Here is a 22917-nt window from a genome sequence, read left to right as displayed (position 1 = left end):
AAAAATAGTGGTATAATTTTGTGACTGGTAAAAAGGAATTTGATGGTGCAATCTGGGAAAAATAAAAAAACTGCTACAGTAATTATTTGCTTAAATCTAATCTTATTTACACTTTTGGTTGTCGATATATCAATTTTTTATTACAAATACTCTAATTCTATTACTTATAATAAGGTTGATTATCAAAAAAATGCACAATTTTTATTAGATAAGTATTCTGATGAGTTTGAATCACTAGAAAAAGACAAGGATAAATTTCAAAGTTTTTTAGACTCTGGTTTAATTGGCGATATCTATTTGCTAAAAACTGACATTGAAAGCAATCTAAATTTATTAGCTTCGAGTAATCATGGTGATGAAAAAAGATTAAAGCGAGATTGTGAGGAAATTTTTACTCATAATTTCAAAAAAATATTTTACTCAAAACAGGTTTTACCTGAAAATAAAATCAACATTTGTCTCTTTGAAAAAAAACATGATTATATAATGGGTCTCAGTGTTTCTTTTTACCATACCGTATCTGATAGCCATGACAGTGAGTTTAAACAATGGGTTTTAAAAAATGTCGCTCCGTATTTTATTCTTACTGGTGTTATAACTATTTTTCTAATTCTTGCTGTTTTGTGGTCTATAAATAGATATTATGATTTAAGAGCTGAGTACATAAAAGATAAGTTGAAATTAAAAAATGAGCTTAAAGAGATAAAAAAACAGCTTTATATTGATCCTTTGACTAACCTATCAAATAAAACCATGCTAATGAATAATCTAAAAAAACTTGATAAACCAAAAGTTATTATCTTGGATATAGATGATTTTGGTGTAATGAATGATTATTATGGTAAAGATATTTGTGATGCGATATTGGTATATATAGCTGGTTTGATAAGTGATTTTGCAACCACAAATAAGATGAAAGCTTATTGTTTGGGTGCTGATAGATTTGCATTGGTTGAAAATGGAGAGTTTATCGTAGAAAAATATGAAGATTTGGCAAATGAACTTATAGGTAGATTTAAGGGTCGAATGACTTCGATAAAAGTTCCAAATAGTAGTGATAGTATTAGTATTGAAATACATACTACCATAGGTTTTTCCGTTGATGAGGATGATACTTTGATGAAAGCTACAACGGCTTTAAAGGTTGCTAAAAATACAGGAAAAGACTATGTTTGCTATTTTAAAGGTCTTAATAAAAAAGATGAATATAAAATACAAATAGAGCGATCTTTAATGATAAGGCAAGCAATAATCGGCGATAAAGTGCTTCCTTATTATCAGCCAATTTTTGACAGAGATGGCAACATAACAAAATATGAAAGTCTTATTAGGATGATAAATAGTGACGAAATTCTCTCTCCTCATAAGTTTTTAGATGTTGCAAAAAGAATAAAAAGATACACAGAGTTGCAAAAAAAAGTTGTAGAAAAAGCTATTGAAGAATTGAGTCAAAATTTAAATTTAGTATTATCTGTAAATTTATCTGGAAGAGATATGATTGATGGAGATGTTAGTCTTACTATCTTAAAGCTATTAGCAAATAACGATGTTGCTGATAGACTTATTTTTGAGCTTGTAGAAGATGAGAACTTGGAAAATGTTGAGAGAATTGAGAAATTTATAGATAAAGTTAAAAAGATGGGTGTGCGCATAGCTATAGATGATTTTGGTTCAGGATATTCAAATTTTTCTTACATCTTAAAACTAAAACCAGATTTTATCAAAATCGACGGCTCTATAATAAAAAATATTGATTCAAGTAATGATTCTTATATGATTACTCGTGCTATTGTGTATTTTGCAAGAGATTTGGGTATTAAAACAGTAGCAGAGTATATACATTCAGCTGATGTTTTAGATATTTGTAAAAAGCTTGGTGTTGATGAATTTCAAGGATTTTATCTAGGTGTTCCTAGTGAGAAAGTTGAAATGTGATAGAATTGCTGTCAACATTGTTAAAATTTAAATCAATAACACCAGATGACGATGGTATTTTAGATTTTATACAAGATTATATGGGCGATTTTAAAGCTAAAAGAATAGATAAAAATGGTGTTAAAAATTTACTTCTAACAAAAGAATTTAGTCCAAAAGGTGTCCATTTTGCCTTTGCAGGACATGTTGATGTCGTTCCTGCTGGAGATGGATGGGATAGTGATCCTTTTTCCCCAACTACAAAAGATGATTATATTTATGCTAGGGGCGCTCAAGATATGAAAAGCGGAGTAGCTGCATTTTTATATGCTTGTAAAAAAATAAAAAATTTTAATGGAAAAATAAGTATCATATTAACAAGCGATGAAGAGGGCGATGCTATATATGGGACTAAAGAAGTATTAAAGTATATGAAAGATGTTGATGAGCTACCAGATTTTGCTTTAGTTGCAGAGCCGACATGCAATGAAAAATTTGGAGATAGCGTTAAGATAGCAAGAAGAGGATCTGTAAATGGTAGCTTTGTTATAAAAGGTTTACAAGGTCATGTCGCATATCCAAATAAATGCGTAAATCCTATACATCAACTTGCAAAGGTAATAGACAAAATAGCAGATCATGATATGGATAGTGGAAGTGAGTTTTTTGAGCCAAGTAAGATTGTGATTACTGATATTCGTGGTGGAATGCAAGTTTGTAATGTAACGGCAGGTGATGTTAAAGTTATGTTTAATGTAAGAAACTCAAATTTAACAACACTTAATGACATAAAAACATATATACAAAATACACTTAGTGATTTTGATTTTGAGTTGGATATAAAGCAAAGCTCTAATTATTATTTTACAGATAAGGATAGTTTGATTGTAAAAAAACTATGTGAAAGCATAAATGAAGTTCTTGGTGTAAAACCTTTGTTAAATTCCAAAGGCGGTACAAGTGATGCTAGATATTTGTCTGAATTTGGTGTAAATGTTGTTGAGTTTGGTGTTATAAATGATAGAATTCACTCTATAAATGAAAGAGTTAAGATAAGTGAGATTAGGCAACTTTGTAGTATTTTTGAAAAGCTATTAATTAAATTTTAATTTCTTTATAATATTATAAAAAGTAAAGCTTTGATAAAATAGTAGCTTATAAAAAATGATTAATAAGGTTTAAACGATTTATGTTAAAAATTCTAAAAAAATTTAGTAGAAATGGCATATTTTCAAATATTATTTTTAGATTTTTATTCACTTATCCTCTTGTAATTATTGCAATTATTTCTCTTATTGTGTATATGTTAACATCAAATATAGATGAAGCAAAATACCAGCTTAGGGTTTTTAATTTTAAAATACAAAAAACCATAGATGATAGTTTTGATAAGATAAAAAAACAAGTTGAATTTTATGGTCAAATCATAAATTCAAATGCAGATATTTTTTCTTTGGAAAATATCAAGGATTATTCTATTCATGATTATTTTAAAGCTTTATATGTTCTAGATAAAGATAAAAATATTATTTATGAAAAAAAATTTAGCAATTCTTCTCATATAAATTTTAATACTCCTTGGATTGATAGACTTAAAAACAAAAGATATGTAATATCAAATTTTGTGTTTAATGATGATAAAGTATTGGACACTTTTTTTGTTGCATATAATATCTCATTTGATTTTATATTGGTTGCTGAAGTAGATGTAAACTATATAAAATCTAATATAAATAAAATTATACAAAAAGAAGAAAAGTCAGCTTTTGTTTTAGATTATAATGGTAATTATATAGGTGGTGTTTATGGCGAACATGGTTATAAAAAGGATGACTATCAAGACCCTCAAAATATAGATAAATTATTTGTTGATGACAAAGATGTTATTTTTCATTATTTTGATATGAGTTCCGAACTTTCGGAATATATGAGTGACTATAATTTATTTGTTGTAAGCCAAGAATTAAACAACAAAAGCATATTGATTCATCTTATAGTAATTTTCTTTGCGTTTGTTACTTTGATTTTATATACCGTAAGCACACTTATTAATTTGAAATTTGTAAAAAATAAAATTATTTTCCCTGTTAAAGCTATTTCTGATTTTTTAAAAGATAAAGAATTGGAACAAGAATGTGACAGTCCTTTAGAAGACTTTAAATCAATAAAATTAGGCATAAAAGGATTGTATGAAAAAATTGATAGCTTAAATGGAATGTTGGATGATTACAAGACAAGATTTGGTTATATATTTGAAAAAAGTCCTTTGATTTTACTTCTTTATGATGCATATAGCGGAAAAATAATTGATGCTAGTAATGCGGCTTTAAAATTTTATTGTTATTCTTACGATGAGATAACTTCTATCACTATGACTGAAATATCTAATGTAAATTTTGAAAATGATTTATTTTTTAGAAAAAATTTAATTGAAGACAGCGAGAACAAAATAGCATTAAGAACAACTCATAAAACAAAAAATGGAAAAGTTCTAGATGTTGAATGTAAATCTAGTGTGATAAATTTAAAAGATTCAAGATACGTATTTTTAACAGTTGAAGATGTTGGTTATTATAAAAGAGTAGAACAAAATAGCGATATCGTGTATAAGTCTGTGTCTTTTTTTAAAAATATTATTATGATTTCAAGCAAAGATGATCCTTTTTTTATCAAATATGCAACTAACAATATTAAAAATATACTAGATATAGATTATAATAATATTCTTTTAAAAGGTCTTGATATAAGGGATATTATTTTTGAATCCGAAAGGGTATCTTTTGCGAATGAGATTAATCTTAATAAGCGATTATTTTTAAATATACATGCAGCGAAAGATAAAATAAGCTCAATTTATAAAGTAATAAAAAATAAAGATGAGATTATTCCTTTTAAAATAGAAACTAAATTTCTGAAAGATACAGATGGTAAATTTAAAGGAGCTGTTTATTCTATCAGTGATTGCTTGGAACAACAAACTGTCAAAGAAAAGTATGAAAACGAAATTAATCAATACAAAAATATTATATTAGCTTCAGATGTTGCTACTTGGGACTATAATTCAAAATTAAAAACCATTAGGATTAATAGCAAGTTTGCATCATTATTGGGGTTTGACAATCAAGATAGCATGTCTTTTAATGAAGACAAAATGAGGCATTTGATTGTTGATGAATTTGAATCATTTGACAAGTTCTTTTCTTCTATAAAATCTGAAAACAACACGTTTAAGACAGATATTAAACTCTACACTATCAATAAAGATATTATATGGTTGAGCTTGAGTGGTAGAGCTTTGGAAGTTGATAAAAATGAAAATCCTATTTTTATCAGCGGGGTGGTTGAAAATATTACAGACAAGAAGTTAGCCTTTATATATCAAGATTTGGTTGCAAAGTTGTTTTCTTACTCAAAAGATGGAATATTAATTCTTGATTTAGAGTGGAATATCACAGATGCAAATGATACTTTTTTATTGCTAAGTGGTTATCTAAAAGAAGAAACTTTGGGCTCAAATATTAGTTTACTTAAATCAAAATTTAATGATAGTGAGACATACGATAAAATTATATCTGATGTTGAAAAAAATGGTCAATGGTATGGTAAAATGTGGTTTAAGTATAAAAACAGTGAAGATTGTTTGCATTTTGTAAATATAACATCGATAGATGATGCTGATAATAATTTTTCTTGCTATGCTGTCATAATATCAAGTGTTGGTGAAATTAAAAATAATCAAGACTATTTAGAACATATTGCATATCACGATCCTTTAACAAAACTGCCTAATAGATTTTTATTTTCACAAAAGCTCGAAGAGCTAATTAGAACTACAAAAAATAACAAAGAAGTTGCTATTGCTTATCTTGATTTAGATGGTTTTAAAGAGATTAATGATACTTATGGGCATAAAGCCGGAGATAAGTTTTTGACTGATATTTCATCTCGTATTGATTCTATTTTTTATGAAAAAGATATGTTTGCAAGAATTGGTGGAGATGAGTTTGTTGCTATCATACTTTATGAAAAATTTGGAGAAGTTTATGAATTTGTTGAAAACATACTTCGTATTACCAGAGAAGAGGTTTGCCATGAAGGTGTCAAATTAAAGATTAGTGCTAGTATAGGTGTAAGTATGCGTAGTATTGAAAATAGAGTTACACCAGAAAATCTTTTAGATCAAGCAGATTGGGCTATGTATCAAGCAAAACTTAGTGGTAAAAATCGCTATTATGTGTTTGATATTACCAAAGATAGACATTTTAAAAATCAGTATGAGGATAATAATAAAATTTTAACAGCTTTATCTAATGATGAATTTTTTATGGAATATCAGCCAGAAATTGATATAAGAACGAATAAGATTCTTAGCTATGAAGCCTTGATAAGATGGAAAAGAAATGGAGAAATGGCTTATCCTAATGATTTCTTTCCGTTGATTAAAAAACAAAAAGTTATAGATGATTTGTCATTTTTCTCGTTAAGCAGCTCTTTAAAAGCACAAAGTGAATGGAGCGCAAAAGGCGTTGATGCAGGTGTGTGTGTAAATTTAAGTATAGAACAAATTTGCAAGCCTTTGTTTTTTGAGAAATTTAAAAATCTAATAAGTCAAGATAAAAAGTTAAACCCTGGCGCATTACAGATAGAAATAATTGATGCTAATTCAACTCCAAGTTTGGAGTATGCTAGTAAATTTTTACATAAATATAAAAGATTTGGTGTTAAGTTTGTGCTAGACGATTTTGCATCAAAATCAAGTTCTTTTGATGCTTTAGAGCTTTTACCTATAGATAAGATAAAGATAGATAAAAATATATGTACATATATGTTTTTTAATAAAAAAGCATTTATAACGGTTAGAATGCTTAAGAATTTATCCGATATTTTTGATAAACATGCAACCATAAAAAACCTACAAGATATAAGCACTCTTAAAGTGCTGATCGGTCTTGGTTTTTATACCTTTCAGGGTAATTTCTTTCAAAAACCAATAAGTATTGAAGAGATAGTTGATTATAAATTTAAAGGAATAGAAGGGTTGGATTTTAATAATCATATAGATGATAATAAATTTAATGAATTAAAAGATTGTATAATGCTAAAAGAGTATGCTCAGAGTATAATAAATCATCTTGTTAATAAAGATTTCAATAGTGATGAAGATAGTTTTGAGGGTATCAGACAAGAGATATTAACAAAGCTTAATACACAAGATAATTCTTATAAAAATATAAGTAGTATAATTGTAGAAAGTTTAAATACATCAGATAAAGAGGAGTCTTTGCATTTGGCTAGATTAGCAAATATAGAGTGTATGAAAATTTTAGATATTGGTCAAAAATAATCCACTTTTAGTTTTTATAAATTAATAGTAGAGTTTTTGTATAAAATAATTTTTTAATAAAAATAATTGAAAGGTAGAAAATGAGAAAAGCTGATATAGTGGTTGGCGTGCAATGGGGAGATGAAGGTAAAGGAAAGATAGTAGATATGCTATCTCAAAATTATGATATGGTTTGTCGTTCTCAAGGTGGCCATAATGCTGGCCATACAATATGGGTAGACGGTGTAAGATATGCTCTTCATCTAATGCCAAGTGGTATTTTGCATGAAAACATAGTTAATATAATAGGCAATGGAGTTGTTGTAAATCCAGAAGTTTTGATAGCAGAAATGGCTCAATTTGACAATATAAAAGGCAGACTTTATATAAGTGATAAGGCTCATTTGAATTTAAATCATCATAGTTTGGTCGATCAAGCAAAAGAGAGATTGAAAGGCGAAAAAGCAATAGGAACAACTGGAAAAGGCATAGGGCCAACTTATGCTGATAAAATAAGCAGAACAGGACATAGAGTTGGAGAACTTTTAGAACCAGAAAGACTTTGTGAGTCTTTGATGAGTGATTTTGAGGCAAATAAGACAATTTTTGAGGCACTTGGCGTTAAAATTCCAAATGAGCAAGAGCTTTTGGCTGATCTAAAACGCTACAAGGAAGCATTAGAACCGTATATAGCAAATACTACTCAAATTGTTTGGGAGGCTATAGACAAAAATAAAAAAGTGTTATTAGAAGGTGCGCAAGGCACTCTTTTAGATATAGATCATGGAACATATCCTTATGTAACTAGCTCAAATACTATAAGTGCTGGAGCTTGTACAGGACTTGGTCTAAATCCAAAAGAAATAGGCGATGTTGTAGGTGTTATTAAGGCATATAGCACACGAGTTGGTTTTGGACCTTTTCCAACAGAAGATAATACGAAATACGGCGATATGCTTTGTGAGATAGGTAAAGAGTTTGGAACTACCACGGGAAGAAAAAGACGTTGCGGTTGGTTTGATGCTGTTAGTGTAAAATATGCTTCAAGACTAGATGCCGTTGATAAATACGCGCTTATGAAACTTGATGTTTTGGATGGATTTGATACGATAAAAATATGCAAAGCTTATCAATACAAAGGCGAAACAATAGACTATGTTCCTACTGATTTAGAAAATGTTGCGCCTATATATGAAGAGATTCCTGGATGGGGTAAAACAGCTGGTATTACTAGATATGATGACCTACCAGAAAATGCAAAAAGATATATAGAAAGAATAGAAGAGCTTACGGGTGTTAAAATAGGACTTATATCAACAAGCCCTGAAAGAAGCGATACTATTATCAAATGACAAATAAATTTAGCTCTATAGTGCGTGTAAAAAAACAGATTTTAGATAAAGTTGAGGCGAAATTGGCAAAAGCTAGAAATAATGTGCGTACTTGTGAGCTAAATATTCAAACAGCGAAAGATAGACTTTCGCAAACCTTGCTTCCAAAAACTGGAAATATAAGTGAATTGAGACAAGAGCTTCACTTAATAAATATAATGAAAAATGATATTTTGTTGTTGAATGAAAAGTTAAATATAGCCCAAAAAGAGGTTATGCACTTTACTCATCAATATAAAAATGCTAATTTAGAATATGAGAAAATGAAATACTTAGAACAAGAAGAATTTAAAAAAGAAATCAAAAAGATAAAGCAAAAAGAGATGATGGAATTAGATGAATTTGCTACAATAAAATTTAGTTCTCAAAGGACTGATATATGAAAAATATATTTTATATTTTTATATTTTTATGTAGTTTTGTATATGCTGATGATGCATCTGTTGATTGCAATCAAATTTTTGAAGCAAGAAAAGGCGAGATATTAAAAGAGCTTGATAGGATTGATGAGCAAAGACAAGCTTTAGAGGCATTTAGAGCTAGTGTTAAGTCTTTGTATGATGAAAAAATATCAAATTTAAACAAAAAAGAATTAGATATAAACTCTACTTTAAAAACGATAGAAAATAAAAAAAAAGAAATAGACACTCTAATAGAAAAAAATAATAAAATTTTACAAGAATTAAAAAATATGACAACTGATAAAGTTAGTGCTTCATATGCAAAGATGAAAGATCAGGCGGCAGCAGATATTCTTTCTGATATGAGTGTAGCGCAAGCTGCTAGTATCATGTATGCCCTTGAGCCTAAAAAAATATCTGCCATAATGGCTAAAATGCAACCAAATGTTGCCTCTGATATAACTATAATGCTTACTAAAGGACCACCGTTTAAAGACATTAAAAAACAAGATGAGAAACAAGCCCCGGAAGGAAATATTTTAGATTTTTAGTTTATTTGGTTTTTTTATTTTTATATAAAGATCTAGTATTTCATCTTTTTATTAGAAAACTATTTTTGTTTGCTATCATGTAAGCAAAACTTTTATAATTGTTTCTGCTGCCTCGAGACCATTTTGTTTCATTGTTGCACCTGTTTTGCAATATCAACTATAGCGTTGCTAAAACCAACTAGTGGTGCTAGCTCTATAGAATCCATATAGTTTAATTACTTTTAATGCTATGGTTTTTTATTAAATAAACTTTGGCTAATTTGGCATTTTGGTAGCTATCTTTAATTGCGGTTGTGTATAGTCTAGCTTAAGACCTTTTTTACTCCAATGCAAATATCGCATTTTCGTATAATATAGCCTTACTATGTCAACTTTTTGCTCTTCTGATACATCAAAAGACCAATCACTCCTATATTGGTTGCGCCTTCTGCTACATATGTAGAGATGTCTTGATTTCTAGCCATTAAAAAAGTGAAATTATCTTTTTAAGATAAGTTTTCTATTTTAAAATGCAAAGTTGGAATTAAAATTTTTTTAAAAGATGATAGTGTGTCGTTGGCTATCGCCTTCTTTTTGATAAAGCTATTGTCAACATGCTAATACTTTTTCGTTTATAATTTTTTGCATAGATCTAAAAACAAGCATTCTATCATATATTGCATTTTTAAAAAATTTTGATAAAAATTGTCCATCACCACCAGTAAAATATACATTTTGTCCAAAAGCAACCTTTTCTAGTAGCGTTATTATGGGTTTTATTATTCCATAGCTTATAGCATCTGTTGTTCGCTGTGGAAAAGCATCTAGATCTATTTGTGAGTTTATTGGTATTTTGAGTCTAGGCGATATATTTTCATAAGCTTTTAACATATGAGCTATTCCTGGTAAAATATATCCACCTATATGTAGAGAGTTTAGCATGATATCAACAGTTATAGCACTTCCAGCATCCACAACAACACCATTTGTTATATTAGAACATGCTGCTATTCTATCTATTCCTAAACCTTGATATATTGTATCTATTTTATAGTAAGGCTCTAAATTTATAAAATATTTTTGTTCTTTAATTATTTTTTGTATTTGGTCATTTACACATATGTAATAAACTTTTTGATTTGGCTTGTATTCTTTAAATTTATCTATACCAATTTGTGATATTTTACCATCTTCACAAAAAGTAGCATTTGTATTGCCTATATCACATAAAATCATAGCATCTCCAGCTATTTGATTTTAATTCATGCAGGGTTTTAGAGCAAATATTTGATCTATAAAACAAAATTCGCTTTTTTATAGCTGTGTCGAATTTCTTTTCATACTTATCACAAATATCATCTAAAAAAATATAATTTTTTTTCATAAACCTAGATTTTGCTACACTTATGAAAACAATTGTATAAAAACCCTTCATATCAACACCAAAATAAGCACTAATAGTGCGAATTTTGGTAAATTCTGATAAATTAAGTTTTTGTAAGTTCCTTAAAAGTATTTTTTTATTTTCAAAAAGCTCAAAAACTTTTTCATTCATTATTCGAACTTCATATACTCTTTATCATGATATAAAATATCTTTTGCAACAAAAATTTTATCTTGTATTTCGCTATTTATTTTAATAATATTTTGATTTTTTAAGTTTAAATCAGTTTGGAAAATATATCCAGTTTTTTCCACTATATATAATTTGTTGTTTACAACGGTTGCATTTGAAAAAATAGCAAATTTAAAATAAGTATCTGCTAATTTTGTCAATGTTAGGTCGGTTTTTGTTACTGTTCCATCTTTTTCAAATATATAAATATCTTTTTCATTTCTTAATATATTTTTAATTTCTTTATTTAAAAAGACAGTTTGACTAGGTGTTATAACCATAATTTTCTTCGCGGTAGCTGCTATCATGTAATCATCTATAACATCTAGATATATTATATTATTAAAAAATGATTCAGAGCTTATTACTATGTCTTTTATAATTTGTCCATTTTTTTGTGTTACATAAATTTTTCCATCTAGCGAAGGATATATAATTATTGAGTTTAAAAATAGTGGTTGAGCAACTCTAGAATCAATTGCAAAAACATCTTCTGATTTGTATTCCATCATTGTTTTAGCTGAATATATGTCTATCAAATAAATACTATTTGCCGCACTTACGGCAGCTAAAAGATTGTTTTCTATTGCTGCAGAAACTATAGCTTCAGGGAATTTTTTTGAAAAGACATCGCTATTATCTTTCTTGTTTATAACTTTTAATTCGCCATATATATCACTTGCTATGACATTGTTATTGTCAACACCAAGAAGTTTAAAACCTTTTGGTAGCTTAATATTTTTATTAATTCCATCAATTGTTATGATTTCCCCATTTTCTAATGTGGCTCCTGAAATACTTGTATGTGTTATTTTTGAGTCTAAAGATGAGTCAAATTTAGCGTTCATATCTACTTTTTCTGGCTCAAAATATTGTCTTTTTGTGCTACATCCAGAGATTATTAAGACTATAGATATACTAGCTAATATTAATAATTTTTTCATTTTTTATATCCTTGATAATGTTGTAGGCTTTTTACTAAATTTGCTAAAGGTGAGTTTAGTGGAATTTTGGCAAATTCAGCATTAGCTTCTTTTATTTTATTTTGTTTTAGGTAGTTAAAAGCGTTCATTAGTATTGCATAATCAGAACCTATTTCTGAGTTGCTATCCCCAATTTGCATAGAAAAAATTTCTTTTAACATAGGATCTATTGGTTCATTTAATAATTTTTTTATTTCTGATTGGTTATTGTCTCTATATGCTTTAAATTTAAAAAGAGCATATAAAGATGGCTCTTTATCTTTTAATGTATTTAGTGCATTTTGGTTATTTGGATCCAAAATAAGTTCCGAGTATGCTTTATTTGCTGCTTCTATTCTATTTTGATTTATAAATTTATTTGTGTAAAAAGCAACAAGTACAATAACTGCAATTATGACTAAAGATATAAAAAACTTTTTGTATCTTTTAAAAAATCTTTCACCTTTAATTATATTTTCCAAAAAATGTTCTTCTGTGCTAATTTCTTGTTTAATTACTTTCAAGTCATCTTGTATGGCCAAAATAATTCCTTTTTTATAAATTTTAGAAGCTAATTGTAGCATAAATAATACAAAATAGGCACAAAATTAAAGCTTAATGTGTTATAATGCTAAAAATTTAAATTTAAAAGTTAGGATTATTTTGTGAATATAGATGATAAATTGCTTGATAAACTAGAAAAACTTTCCTCAATAAAAATAAAAGATGAAAAGAGAGAAGAGATAAAACAGCAACTTAGCGAAATAGTATCTTTTGTTGATATTTTAAATGAGCTTGATTTAAGTAAAGATAATGCAGTCGTAAGTATTACAAGTGGCGGAACACCTTTAAGAGAGGATAAAATTACCGCATCTTATGTTATAGATGATGTTTTAAAAAATTCCCCATCTAGAGAAGTGAATTTTTTTGTGGTTCCAAAAATAATAGAATAAAAATGGAAAAATTATGGATAATCTGGAAGTAAGAAGTAATATAAATACAGATATCGAAACTTTATTAAAAACAGTTGTCTTTAATAAAGCAAGTGATTTGCATCTTATAACTAACGCAGAACCTCAAATAAGAATAGATGGTGTTTTAAGGCCTTTGGAACTCGGTGTTTTACATGGTAAAGATATAGAAAATCTTTGTTATGCTCTTATAACAGATACTCAAAAAAGCGAACTTGAAACTAATAAAGAACTTGACTTTGCAATAGAGTTGCCAAATATAGGTCGTTTTAGGGGTAATTATTATTATACGAATAATGGTGAATTGGCAGCAGCTTTTCGTATCATTCCTTTAGATGTGCCATCTTTGGATCAATTAAAATCCCCTGCTGTTTTTAAAGAACTTATAAGAAGAGAAAAAGGTCTTATTCTTGTTACTGGACCAACAGGAAGCGGAAAATCAACAACTCTTGCGGCTATGTTAAATGAAATAAATTTAAGAGAGCGAAAGCATATAATTACCGTTGAGGATCCAGTTGAGTTTGTTCATGAAAATAAAAAATCTTTATTTTCATATAGAAATATAGGTACTGACACACAATCTTATGCAAGAGCCTTAAAATATGCATTGCGCCAAGATCCAGATATTATACTTGTTGGTGAGTTGAGAGACAGAGAGACTGTTTCAACTGCTATTACGGCTGCCGAAACTGGACACTTGGTTTTTGGAACACTGCATACAAACTCAGCAATACAGACTATAAATAGAATTGTTGATAGTTTCGATGGTAGCGAGCAAGTTCAGATTAGAAATATGCTCAGTATATCACTCGCCACTATTATATCTCAGAGTCTTATACCAAAAGTTGGTGGGGGCAGGGTGGCTGTTCATGAAATTTTCTTAAACAATGCTGCAACTTCGAATCTTATTCGTGAAAATAAGATCCACCAAGTTTATTCACAAATGCAATTAAACCAGCAACAAACTGGTATGCAGACACAAACACAGGCGTTGTTAAAAGCTTTAAAAAGTGGCTATATAACAAAGGAAAATGCTCTAAGGTATTCTACAAACCAAACAGAGCTTTCAAATTTAATTAATTCGGGAATATAATGCAAATAGTTGAATGGTTTGATATCGCGATAGTAGGAATTGTTTTAATACTAGGTATTAAGGGTCTGATAAACGGTCTTATAAGAGAAGTTTTTGGTCTTATTGGTCTTATTGGTGGTCTTGTTGTATCTAGCAGGTTTTCAAATTTAGCTGGCGATTTTATTGATAAAAATATTTATAAAATAAATAATCCATCAATGCTTGAATTTATAAGCTTTATTTGTTTGTGGATCTGTTTTTGGATACTTTGTATACTAATAGGTAAGTTTTTGGCAAAATTGGTTGGTGCCAGTGGTCTTGGTTTTATAGATAGATTTGGTGGATTTTTAGCTGGAAGTGGTAAAATTTTCCTAACTCTTGCTGCTGTTTTAGCAGTTATTTCAAATACTAACTTAAACTCCACAATAGCGCCATTTTTTAAAAATAGTAAGGTTTATCCAGTGCTTTTGCAGTCTGGAAAATGGATAATAAACATGGATGTTCAGGCTATTAAAAATGATGTTGCAAATATCGTAAACAGACCAGCTAAGGATGTCAAAATTGATAATTTAATCAATCTATCAACAGAAGAAATAACAAAGGATAACAACATTAGTAATGAAAAATTACTAATAGAAATGGGAGATATAAATACTACCCAAGGAGAGCAAAAATGATAGAAAATTTAGAATATGATGCAATACTTGAGAAGTTTAAAAAAATTCTTCGTGATAATGGTCTAAAATACACAAAGCAAAGAGAGGTTTTAATAAAAACTCTTTATAATAGCGATGAGCATTTTACTCCGGAAAAATTATATATAGCAATAAAAGAAGAGTATCCTGAGCTTAACGTTGGAATAGCGACAGTTTATAGAACATTAAATTTATTAGAAGAATCAGACATGGTTACCTCCATAAGTTTTGGTTCTCAGGGTAAAAAATTTGAACTCGCAACTAAACCACATCATGATCATTTGATTTGTAAAAAATGTGGTCTTATAGTTGAGTTTGAAGATTCTATAATTGAAAAAAGACAAACGGCCATTGCTAAAGAAAATGGCTTTAGGCTAACTGGACACATGATGCAATTATATGGTGTGTGTGAAAAGTGCTCAAAAAATAATATAAAAGGTAAATAATAGTGATTTCTTATAACCAACTTGAAACTCAAAGACTTAAAACAGCAAATGAATTAAAAGAAAAAGGTATAAATCCTTATCCGCATTTTATTAGAAAAGATATGAGTGTAGCTAAGTTTAAATCAAAATTTAACTACATAACAGAGCTTGATGATAAAAAAGAAGATAGTATTTTGGTTTCTTTGGCTGGGCGTATAAAGCTTATGCGTATAGCGGGCAAGGCTGTTTTTGCAAATATAGAAGATGAAAGCGGAAGCATACAAATATATTTTAATAAAAACACTTTGGGAGATGATTGGTTTAATGAAGTTAAAAATAATATTGAAGTAGGCGATATTATAAGGGTTAGAGGATATGCTTTTGTTACTCAAAAAGGTGAGTTTTCATTGCATGTAAACGAGTTGCAATTAGCAACTAAAGCCATATCTCCGTTGCCAGAAAAATATCATGGACTTGTAGATATAGAAATAAGATATCGCCAAAGATATCTCGATATGATAATGAATCCAGATGTTAAAAAAGATTTTAAGACCCGTTCTATAGTGATTAGTACTATTAGAAAATTTATAGAAGAAAAGGGCTTTTTGGAAGTTGAAACTCCAATGATGCACCCTATAGCTGGTGGTGCAAATGCAAGACCTTTTGTTACATTCCATAATACATTAGGCGTTGATAGATTTTTAAGAATTGCACCAGAGTTATACTTAAAACGTTTAGTTGTTGGTGGTTTTGAAGCTGTTTATGAGATGAATAGATGTTTTAGAAACGAGGGTATGGATTTAACTCATAATCCCGAGTTTACAAGTATAGAGTTTTATTGGGCTTATCATACATATAGGGATTTGATGAATTTAACAGAAGAGCTATTTAGTACTCTTTTAGATGCGCTTGATATGGATAAGATTATTGAATTTGATGGTATGAAATTAGATTTTTCAAAACCATTTGCAAGAATAAATTATAAAAAAGCCATTGTTGAAATAGGCGGAATAGATCCTGAGATAGTTGAAGATAGAGAGAAAATTTTAGAAAAACTAAATGCCGATGGATTTTTGGCTAATGATAAATTAGATTTAGGACATCTTCAGGCAGAACTTTTTGATAACTATGTTGAAGAAAAATTAATCAATCCAACATTTATAGTTGATTTTCCTATATCAATAAGTCCGCTTTCAAGAAGAAGTGATGATAATCCAATGGTTGCTGAAAGATTTGAGCTTTTTATTGCAGGAAGAGAGCTTGCAAACGGATTTAACGAATTAAATGATCCTATTGATCAATATGAACGTTTTGCTGCTCAGATTGAAGGAAAAAAAGCAGGTGATGATGAAGCTCATGAAATGGATGAAGATTATGTTAGAGCCTTAAGTCATGGTATGCCTCCTACTGCAGGAGAGGGGCTTGGTATAGACAGACTTGTTATGCTGCTTACAAACAAAAAATCAATTAGAGATGTTATATTGTTCCCAGCGATGAGACCTTTAAAATCTGAAAATAAAAAAGGAGAATAGAGATGAGTGTTGAAAATTTTGATAAAGAGATTTTTGATTTAGCGCAAAAAGAGTTACAACGTCAAACACATCACCTTGAAATGATAGCAAGTGAAAATTTTACATATCCCGAGGTTATGGAAGTTATGGGCTCTATTCTTACAAACAAATATGCTGAAGGATACCCAAATAAGAGGTATTACGGCGGATGTGAATTTGTTGATCAAATTGAACAAATTGCTATAGATAGATGTAAGCAACTTTTTGGATGTGAGTTTGCAAATGTTCAACCAAATTCAGGTTCTCAAGCAAATCAGGGTGTTTATGGAGCTTTCTTGCAGTCCGGAGATAAAATTTTAGGTATGGACTTAAGTCACGGAGGACACCTTACTCATGGAGCAAAAGTTAGTAGTTCTGGTAAAATTTATGAGAGCTTTTTTTATGGTGTCGAATTAGATGGTCGTATAAACTACGATAAAGTTTTGGAGATCGCTAAAATAGTAAGACCAAAGCTTATAGTTTGTGGCGCTAGCGCTTATGCTAGAGAGATAGATTTTTCTAAATTTAGACAAATTGCTGATGAAGTAGGCGCATTTTTATTTGCTGATGTGGCACATATTGCCGGTCTTGTTGTTGCTGGTGAGCATAATCATCCTTTTCCTTATTGTGATGTTGTTAGTTCAACAACTCATAAGACATTGCGTGGCCCAAGAGGTGGTATCATTATGACAAATAATGAAGATTATGCAAAGAAAATAAACTCTAGTATTTTCCCAGGTATCCAAGGTGGTCCATTAATGCATGTTATTGCCGGTAAAGCAGTTGGGTTTAAACACAATCTAAGTCCTGAATGGAAAGAGTATGCAAAACAAGTAAAAGCTAATGCAAAAAAACTAGGCGAGGTTATGATTTCTAGAGGTTATGATTTGGTAAGTGGTGGAACTGATAATCACCTTATATTGTTAAGCTTTTTAAATAAAGAATTTAGTGGAAAAGATGCGGATATTGCTTTAGGAAATGCCGGTATAACTGTAAATAAAAACACAGTTCCGGGAGAGACAAGAAGTCCTTTTGTGACAAGTGGTGTTCGTATAGGTTCTCCAGCTTTAACAGCAAGGGGTATGAAAGAGCAAGAATTTGAGTTTATAGGAAATAAAATTGCTGATGTTTTAGATGATATAAACAACACTTCTTTACAAGAAAAGATTAAAGGTGAGCTTAAAGAACTTGCTAATAAATTTATTATATATGATAAAGCGATGTTTTGATGCAAAATATAGACATAACTCTTATAAAAATGATTACCAATCATTATTATATAAAAAGAGATAATATAGTAAATAAAATTGAGTATAAGGGTAAGACTTTTTTTGATAAATTTGAAAAAGTCGATGAGATGCTAAACTATAAAGTCATCAAAGATCATGATGATAAAAATATAATAGCAGCTCATTCACTTATCAATAACTTTGATAAAGTTGAAAATATAGTATTTGATTATAACGGTAGAACACCCGAACGTTTTTGGCATAGAGCCCAACTTTTGCTTAGAGAAGAGGGTTTTATAAACTTCACTGCTTATGAAAGCAAGACCGAAGGTCATTTACATCTTTATGTTCATAAAGGACATACTACATTTAATGAAGCTTGCCAACTTGCAAATATGTTAAGTATGAAGTTATCACAGCGATTGGCTAGAGAATGGAGAATGTTTCCAACAATGGAACTACCAAAAGAATTTAATATATTAGCATTGCCTTATAAGCTGTATCAAAAAGAGCGCGGGGCTAGCTGGTCAAAACATATGTAAAAAGGAATATTATGCAAAATAGTGACGAATTAAAAGATATACTTTTAGATAATGAGGATGATACCAAGAATTTAAAGCTTAAAAAAGTTTTAATATTAGTTGCTGCTTTGAGTATACTTTTTTTAATAGTTATAGCTACAATGAAAATTATAAATTCCAATGATAATAATGTTTCTTCTGATAATGAGCTGGATTCTAGATTAGCTTTGCCTCCTATTCCTGATGAAAAACCTGAACAAAATTTAATTTCTTCTGTAAATAACTCGGGTAACAATGAGCAATTATTTGAACAAGTGCCAATATTGCCAGAAAATAAATCGCAAGATGATTTTGAAGATATGGTAAAAAGATTGAAAGAAAAAGAAAATGTTAAGCAAGAAGTAGCACCAAAAGAAGCAACTAAAGAACAAGAAACTAACAAAGTAATAAAAGAAGTTCAAGAACAATTACCTGAAACAGTAAAACAACCAGAGAAAGAAATAGCAAAAAAAGAAGTAAAAGATAAAAAAACAAATAAACAATCTACTGCTAAAAAACCTGTTGTAGAAAAAGTCATAAAAGAAACTAGAGCTTCTTTAAATAAAGAGACAAAAGATGTAAAAAAGGCTCAAAATAATGTTTCCAAAGAAAGCAAAATAACGGCAGGTGCCTATATTCAGGTTTCAGCAACTTCAAAAGTAGAGCCAGATAAAAAAGAATTAAATAATATCTTAATTAAGGGATATGAATATAAGACTCTAAGAGTTGGAAGTACTACAAAAGTGTTAATAGGTCCTTTTGATAGTTCTAAACTAAAAACTGAGTTAGAAAAAATTAGAAAAACTATAAATAAAGGCGCATTTGTTTATAGAGTAAAATAAAATGAAATTATTTGCTGTTATTGGTAATCCAATAACACACTCCATATCGCCTATTTTGCACAATAAGGCGATGTTGGATTTAGGATTAGAGTGTTCATACTCTAGGTTTGAATTATCTAACGGTAGCGATATTATTTCTAAATTTAAAGCACTCTCTTTATCTGGTGCAAATGTTACAGTTCCATATAAAGAGTTTGCTCTAAATTTAAGCGATAAAGTTTGCGATACAGCAAAAGCAATAGGTTCCGCAAATACACTTGTTTTAAAAAATCAAAAAATATATGCATACAATACAGATGCTGATGGTTTTTTAAAGTCGATAAAAGATTTTAAAGGCATAAAAAAAGCATTAGTAATAGGTGCTGGTGGGACAGCAAAAGCCATATCTTATATACTTAATAAAAATGATATAGAAGTTTGTATTTTAAATAGGAGTAAGCATAGATTTTCTGATTTTATAAATTTTAGATGTTATGATTGGACAGATTTTAAATCAGAGCAATTTGATATAGTTGTAAATACAACATCTGCTGGTTTAAAAGATGATAGTTTATGTACACCTATAGAATTGTTAGAACAAGTTTTATGTGATAGTCAATTTGCATTTGATGTCATATATGGTAAAAAAACACCTTTTTTAAAACTCGCAGACAAATACAATCTTACATATAAAGATGGCAAGGATATGCTATTGTTTCAAGCTGTATTAGCTTTTAATTTGTTCTTCGATAATGCTTTTGATGAAGAAAAAATAGAAAAATCAATGAGAGAAGTTTTAAATCTTAAATTATAAAATACTATTTGAGATTTTTTGAAATATAGATTATATTTTTTATAAGTAAAGTTTCCTAATAACCAAATCCAAGCTAGTAACTAATATAAATTCTTTGATATATTTTTCTTTGTATATAGTTTTGTAGGCTGTAATAAGTAATTATATAATCAAATACTGAAGTTCTAAAACAATGTAAGACAAGCTTTGAAAGATATGGAAATTTGTTTCATAAATTAGCTTAGTAAAACATTTATAAACTTGGCCTAAAAGTAAAAAACTAACGCAAGCCAAACTAGAAAGCTCTACTCTGATACATAATCACCTCAAGCTCATTAAAATAAGTGTTAAACAAATTTGAAGCTTTTTGGATAAAAAATCATATAGTTTTAATGTTTTAAATCTTAATGCTAGAGTAGTAAAATATAAATTCAATAAAGATTTTTTAATTTATAAGATGTTGTGTGTAGAATACGACCGATTTTGTTCGGTCGTATCGTGGTAAATTATAGAGCAGCGAAAACTGCTTCGTAATCAGGTTCTTCTGTTACTTCAGGAACTATTTGGGTATATGCTACTTTACCATCCTTAAGAACAAAAATAGCACGAGCAAGCAAACCTTTAAGAACAGAATCTTCAATAAGAACACCATAGGCTTTACCAAACTCAGCACCTCTAAAGTCACTACCTACTTGTACATTTTCTATGCCTTCTGTGGTGCAGAAACGACCCATAGCAAACGGTAAGTCCATGCTTACAACAACAACCTCTACACCAGTCTTGCTTGCAGCTTTTTCATTAAATTTGCGAGCTTCTGAAGCACATACAGGAGTATCTAGCGAAGGCACTACTACAACTACTTGAGTTTTGCCAGCCTCGCCGATTTTAATAGCGTTAAGATCTTTTCCTACTACTTCTACTGCTGGTGCTTTGTCACCTACTTTAATTTGTGTTCCGAATAATTTTACTGGGTTTCCTTGAAATTTTGTCATTTTCTCTCCTCTTTTTATTAAAATGATTTTAATTTTACCTAAATAAACTTTAAAATATTAAATTTATTTTGCTTTGCTATTTGGTAATACTGCCGCTGTTTTTGTCATCAAGTCATGCAAATTTAATCTATCTTTTCTAAAAAAACAAAGCAATAAACCAACTATGCTACATCCAGCAAATACAAAACATATGTATCTAAAAACTGCTTGAAAAAATGTTATCTTTTTCCCACTTTTTAAACTTATTAGATATATTTGTTGTGACTTATAACCAGGTGTTTGTGCTAATTTTGCAAAAAATATAGATAGTACAATACAAAACATTGCATTGCAAGCAAAGATTGCTATTTGAGAGTTTTGAAAGTCTTCTTTTCCATCTAGTATTATGTATGTTGTGATATATAAAATAGGCATAAGAATCATAAACGTATCAACAATGAAAGCTTTGATTCTTAGGCTAATAGGAGCAATTTTTGCTTTGGCTTTTTGTGCCAAATTAGTTGTTACCTCTACTTCCAGGCTTTATGGCTTTTGTGCCATTTTTACAAAGGGGACAATTTTCTTCATCGTAAATTTCAAACTCAAAATTACCAAGTGCAAATAGTGGCTTATTAAATGGTAGTTTGCATTCCGGTTTTGACTTCGTATCTAAATTTGTTAATTTACAAAATCCTCTATTTGCTAAAGCTGCAAAACCAACAACAACTCCGCCAAGTTCTTCAATAATTTTTGCACTTTCTAAGGCAGAACCACCAGTCGTAATAATGTCTTCGCAAATTATAAATTTTTCTCCATTTAAAACTTCAAATCCACGCCTTAAAGACATTTTACCTTCTACTCTTTCGGTAAAAATAAACCTTTTCTTGCTAGCTCTTGCTAGTTCATATCCGGCAAGCAAACCACCAAGTGCTGGCGAACAAACACTATCAAATTCAACACCTGAATTATTTATAATGCTAGCCAATTCATCCGCTAAGCTTCCAGCTAAAGATGGATTTTCAAGAACTTTTGCACTTTGCAGATAAAACTCAGAGTGCTTTCCACTACTAAGCAAGAAATGACCCTGTAAATATGCCCCGCACTCTTTGTAAATTTTTTCTATATTCACAGTTATTATACCTTTAAAAGTTCTGCTTCTTTTTCTTTGACTATAGCATCAATTTTGGAGTTATAATCATCAGTAATTTTTTGAATTTCATCTTGAGCTTTTTTTATCTCATCTTCGCTTACTGCTTTTTCTTTTTCAAGTTTTTTAACTTCATCGTTTGCATCTTTTCTTACATTTCTGATGCTTACTTTTGCTTTTTCTCCCATTGCTTTAGCTTGTTTTGCATTCTCTTTTCTTTGTTCCATAGTCATAGGCGGGAAAAATAATTTAACACTATCACCATCACTATTTGGGTTTACACCAATATTTGCAGCTTGGATAGCTGTAGATATTTCTTTAATCATTGTTTTTTCCCAAGGAGTGATAGTTATCGTAGATGCATCTGTCGCTATAACCGTAGCAACTTGATTTAATGCTGTTGGTGTTCCATAATAATCAACATAAACATGATCTAATATATTTATATTAACTTTTCCAGTTCTTAATGTCGTAAAATCTCTTTTTAAAGCAACTAATGCTTTGTCGTTATTTTCCTTTTGATTTTTATAAATATCATTTATCATAG

At 29.4% G+C, this 22917-nt stretch carries 23 protein-coding genes and 1 pseudogene; 15 read left to right on the top strand and 9 right to left on the bottom strand.

What is annotated here, in order from left to right:
• Window positions 1-42: 42 nt before the first annotated feature.
• The 6 genes from CPIN18021_RS08310 (at window position 43) to CPIN18021_RS08285 (ending at window position 9580) form a co-directional block, all read left to right on the top strand.
• Complete coding sequence (locus CPIN18021_RS08310) at window positions 43-1935, top strand: EAL domain-containing protein (RefSeq protein WP_078424818.1); 1893 nt, start codon at window positions 43-45, stop codon at window positions 1933-1935.
• Window positions 1932-3023, top strand: a complete 1092-nt coding sequence (gene dapE, locus CPIN18021_RS08305) for a succinyl-diaminopimelate desuccinylase (RefSeq protein ID WP_078423929.1) — start codon at window positions 1932-1934, stop codon at window positions 3021-3023. The genes CPIN18021_RS08310 and dapE overlap by 4 nt, the downstream gene beginning before the upstream one ends.
• Window positions 3024-3217: 194 nt before the next feature.
• Window positions 3218-7258, top strand: coding sequence for an EAL domain-containing protein (locus CPIN18021_RS08300; RefSeq protein WP_162272899.1), 4041 nt, complete (start codon window positions 3218-3220; stop codon window positions 7256-7258).
• Window positions 7259-7338: 80 nt separating this feature from the next.
• Complete coding sequence (locus CPIN18021_RS08295) at window positions 7339-8589, top strand: adenylosuccinate synthase (RefSeq protein ID WP_078424817.1); 1251 nt, start codon at window positions 7339-7341, stop codon at window positions 8587-8589.
• Window positions 8586-9011, top strand: a complete 426-nt coding sequence (locus CPIN18021_RS08290; protein WP_078424816.1) for a flagellar FliJ family protein — start codon at window positions 8586-8588, stop codon at window positions 9009-9011. Before CPIN18021_RS08295 ends, CPIN18021_RS08290 begins: the two co-directional genes overlap by 4 nt.
• The gene (locus CPIN18021_RS08285) at window positions 9008-9580 is read left to right on the top strand and encodes a MotE family protein (protein WP_078424815.1); all 573 of its coding nucleotides are present in this window, start codon (window positions 9008-9010) and stop codon (window positions 9578-9580) included. The genes CPIN18021_RS08290 and CPIN18021_RS08285 overlap by 4 nt, the downstream gene beginning before the upstream one ends.
• Here CPIN18021_RS08285 and hisG read toward each other — a convergent pair.
• From hisG to CPIN18021_RS08260, 5 genes and pseudogenes are all read right to left on the bottom strand, one after another.
• Window positions 9569-10175, bottom strand: a pseudogene (hisG, locus tag CPIN18021_RS09165) (ATP phosphoribosyltransferase). The gene CPIN18021_RS08285 and the pseudogene hisG sit on opposite strands and share 12 nt — an antisense overlap.
• Window positions 10169-10795: a type III pantothenate kinase gene (locus CPIN18021_RS08275; protein ID WP_078424814.1), complete on the bottom strand. Its 627-nt coding sequence runs from the start codon at window positions 10793-10795 to the stop codon at window positions 10169-10171. Before CPIN18021_RS08275 ends, hisG begins: the two are co-directional and overlap by 7 nt.
• On the bottom strand, window positions 10782-11114 hold the full coding sequence (locus tag CPIN18021_RS08270) for a hypothetical protein (RefSeq protein ID WP_078423923.1): 333 nt from the start codon (window positions 11112-11114) through the stop codon (window positions 10782-10784). Before CPIN18021_RS08270 ends, CPIN18021_RS08275 begins: the two co-directional genes overlap by 14 nt.
• Window positions 11114-12118 carry an L-seryl-tRNA selenium transferase gene (locus CPIN18021_RS08265; protein ID WP_078423922.1) on the bottom strand — a complete coding sequence of 335 codons (1005 nt, stop codon included), beginning with the start codon at window positions 12116-12118 and terminating at the stop codon, window positions 11114-11116. Before CPIN18021_RS08265 ends, CPIN18021_RS08270 begins: the two co-directional genes overlap by 1 nt.
• Window positions 12115-12678, bottom strand: coding sequence for a hypothetical protein (locus CPIN18021_RS08260; protein WP_078423921.1), 564 nt, complete (start codon window positions 12676-12678; stop codon window positions 12115-12117). Before CPIN18021_RS08260 ends, CPIN18021_RS08265 begins: the two co-directional genes overlap by 4 nt.
• A gap of 123 nt (window positions 12679-12801) precedes the next feature.
• Here CPIN18021_RS08260 and gatC point away from each other — a divergent pair, with 123 nt between their 5' ends.
• From gatC to CPIN18021_RS08215, 9 genes are read left to right on the top strand one after another with little or no spacing between them, the layout of a single operon-like run.
• A complete protein-coding gene (gene gatC / locus CPIN18021_RS08255; RefSeq protein ID WP_078423920.1) occupies window positions 12802-13089 on the top strand; it encodes an Asp-tRNA(Asn)/Glu-tRNA(Gln) amidotransferase subunit GatC in 288 nt (95 codons plus the stop codon).
• A 13-nt stretch (window positions 13090-13102) separates the two neighbouring features.
• Window positions 13103-14200 (top strand): type IV pilus twitching motility protein PilT, encoded by a 1098-nt coding sequence (locus tag CPIN18021_RS08250; RefSeq protein ID WP_078424813.1) that lies wholly within the window; start codon window positions 13103-13105, stop codon window positions 14198-14200.
• Complete coding sequence (locus CPIN18021_RS08245; protein ID WP_078423918.1) at window positions 14200-14856, top strand: CvpA family protein; 657 nt, start codon at window positions 14200-14202, stop codon at window positions 14854-14856. The genes CPIN18021_RS08250 and CPIN18021_RS08245 overlap by 1 nt, the downstream gene beginning before the upstream one ends.
• The gene (locus CPIN18021_RS08240) at window positions 14853-15320 is read left to right on the top strand and encodes a Fur family transcriptional regulator (RefSeq protein WP_078423917.1); all 468 of its coding nucleotides are present in this window, start codon (window positions 14853-14855) and stop codon (window positions 15318-15320) included. The genes CPIN18021_RS08245 and CPIN18021_RS08240 overlap by 4 nt, the downstream gene beginning before the upstream one ends.
• Window positions 15321-15322: 2 nt before the next feature.
• Window positions 15323-16831 (top strand): lysine--tRNA ligase, encoded by a 1509-nt coding sequence (gene lysS / locus CPIN18021_RS08235; RefSeq protein ID WP_078423916.1) that lies wholly within the window; start codon window positions 15323-15325, stop codon window positions 16829-16831.
• 2 nt (window positions 16832-16833) lie between these two features.
• Entirely contained in the window at window positions 16834-18078 is a 1245-nt protein-coding gene (locus CPIN18021_RS08230) for a serine hydroxymethyltransferase (RefSeq protein WP_078424812.1), read from the top strand.
• Entirely contained in the window at window positions 18078-18620 is a 543-nt protein-coding gene (locus CPIN18021_RS08225) for a DUF1882 domain-containing protein (protein WP_078424069.1), read from the top strand. The genes CPIN18021_RS08230 and CPIN18021_RS08225 overlap by 1 nt, the downstream gene beginning before the upstream one ends.
• An 11-nt stretch (window positions 18621-18631) precedes the next feature.
• Window positions 18632-19480: an SPOR domain-containing protein gene (locus tag CPIN18021_RS08220; protein WP_078423914.1), complete on the top strand. Its 849-nt coding sequence runs from the start codon at window positions 18632-18634 to the stop codon at window positions 19478-19480.
• 1 nt (window position 19481) lies between these two features.
• A complete protein-coding gene (locus CPIN18021_RS08215; RefSeq protein WP_078423913.1) occupies window positions 19482-20273 on the top strand; it encodes a shikimate dehydrogenase in 792 nt (263 codons plus the stop codon).
• A gap of 485 nt (window positions 20274-20758) precedes the next feature.
• Here CPIN18021_RS08215 and tpx read toward each other — a convergent pair whose 3' ends face one another.
• The 4 genes from tpx to frr all read right to left on the bottom strand — a co-directional run bounded on the left by tpx (window position 20759) and on the right by frr (window position 22915).
• Window positions 20759-21244: a thiol peroxidase gene (tpx, locus tag CPIN18021_RS08210; RefSeq protein WP_078423912.1), complete on the bottom strand. Its 486-nt coding sequence runs from the start codon at window positions 21242-21244 to the stop codon at window positions 20759-20761.
• 63 nt (window positions 21245-21307) lie between these two features.
• The gene (locus CPIN18021_RS08205; protein ID WP_226995916.1) at window positions 21308-21739 is read right to left on the bottom strand and encodes an RDD family protein; all 432 of its coding nucleotides are present in this window, start codon (window positions 21737-21739) and stop codon (window positions 21308-21310) included.
• Between the two features lies 1 nt (window position 21740).
• Window positions 21741-22352 (bottom strand): orotate phosphoribosyltransferase, encoded by a 612-nt coding sequence (gene pyrE / locus CPIN18021_RS08200; RefSeq protein ID WP_078423911.1) that lies wholly within the window; start codon window positions 22350-22352, stop codon window positions 21741-21743.
• A 5-nt stretch (window positions 22353-22357) separates the two neighbouring features.
• A complete protein-coding gene (gene frr / locus CPIN18021_RS08195; protein WP_078398156.1) occupies window positions 22358-22915 on the bottom strand; it encodes a ribosome recycling factor in 558 nt (185 codons plus the stop codon).
• Window positions 22916-22917: the final 2 nt, after the last annotated feature.

It is taken from the genome of Campylobacter pinnipediorum subsp. caledonicus, from assembly GCF_002022005.1.
GTDB classification, from domain to species: Bacteria; Campylobacterota; Campylobacteria; order Campylobacterales; family Campylobacteraceae; genus Campylobacter_A; species Campylobacter_A caledonicus.
Note: the sequence above shows the minus strand (reverse complement) of the source record. Positions and strands in the feature narration are given on the sequence as shown.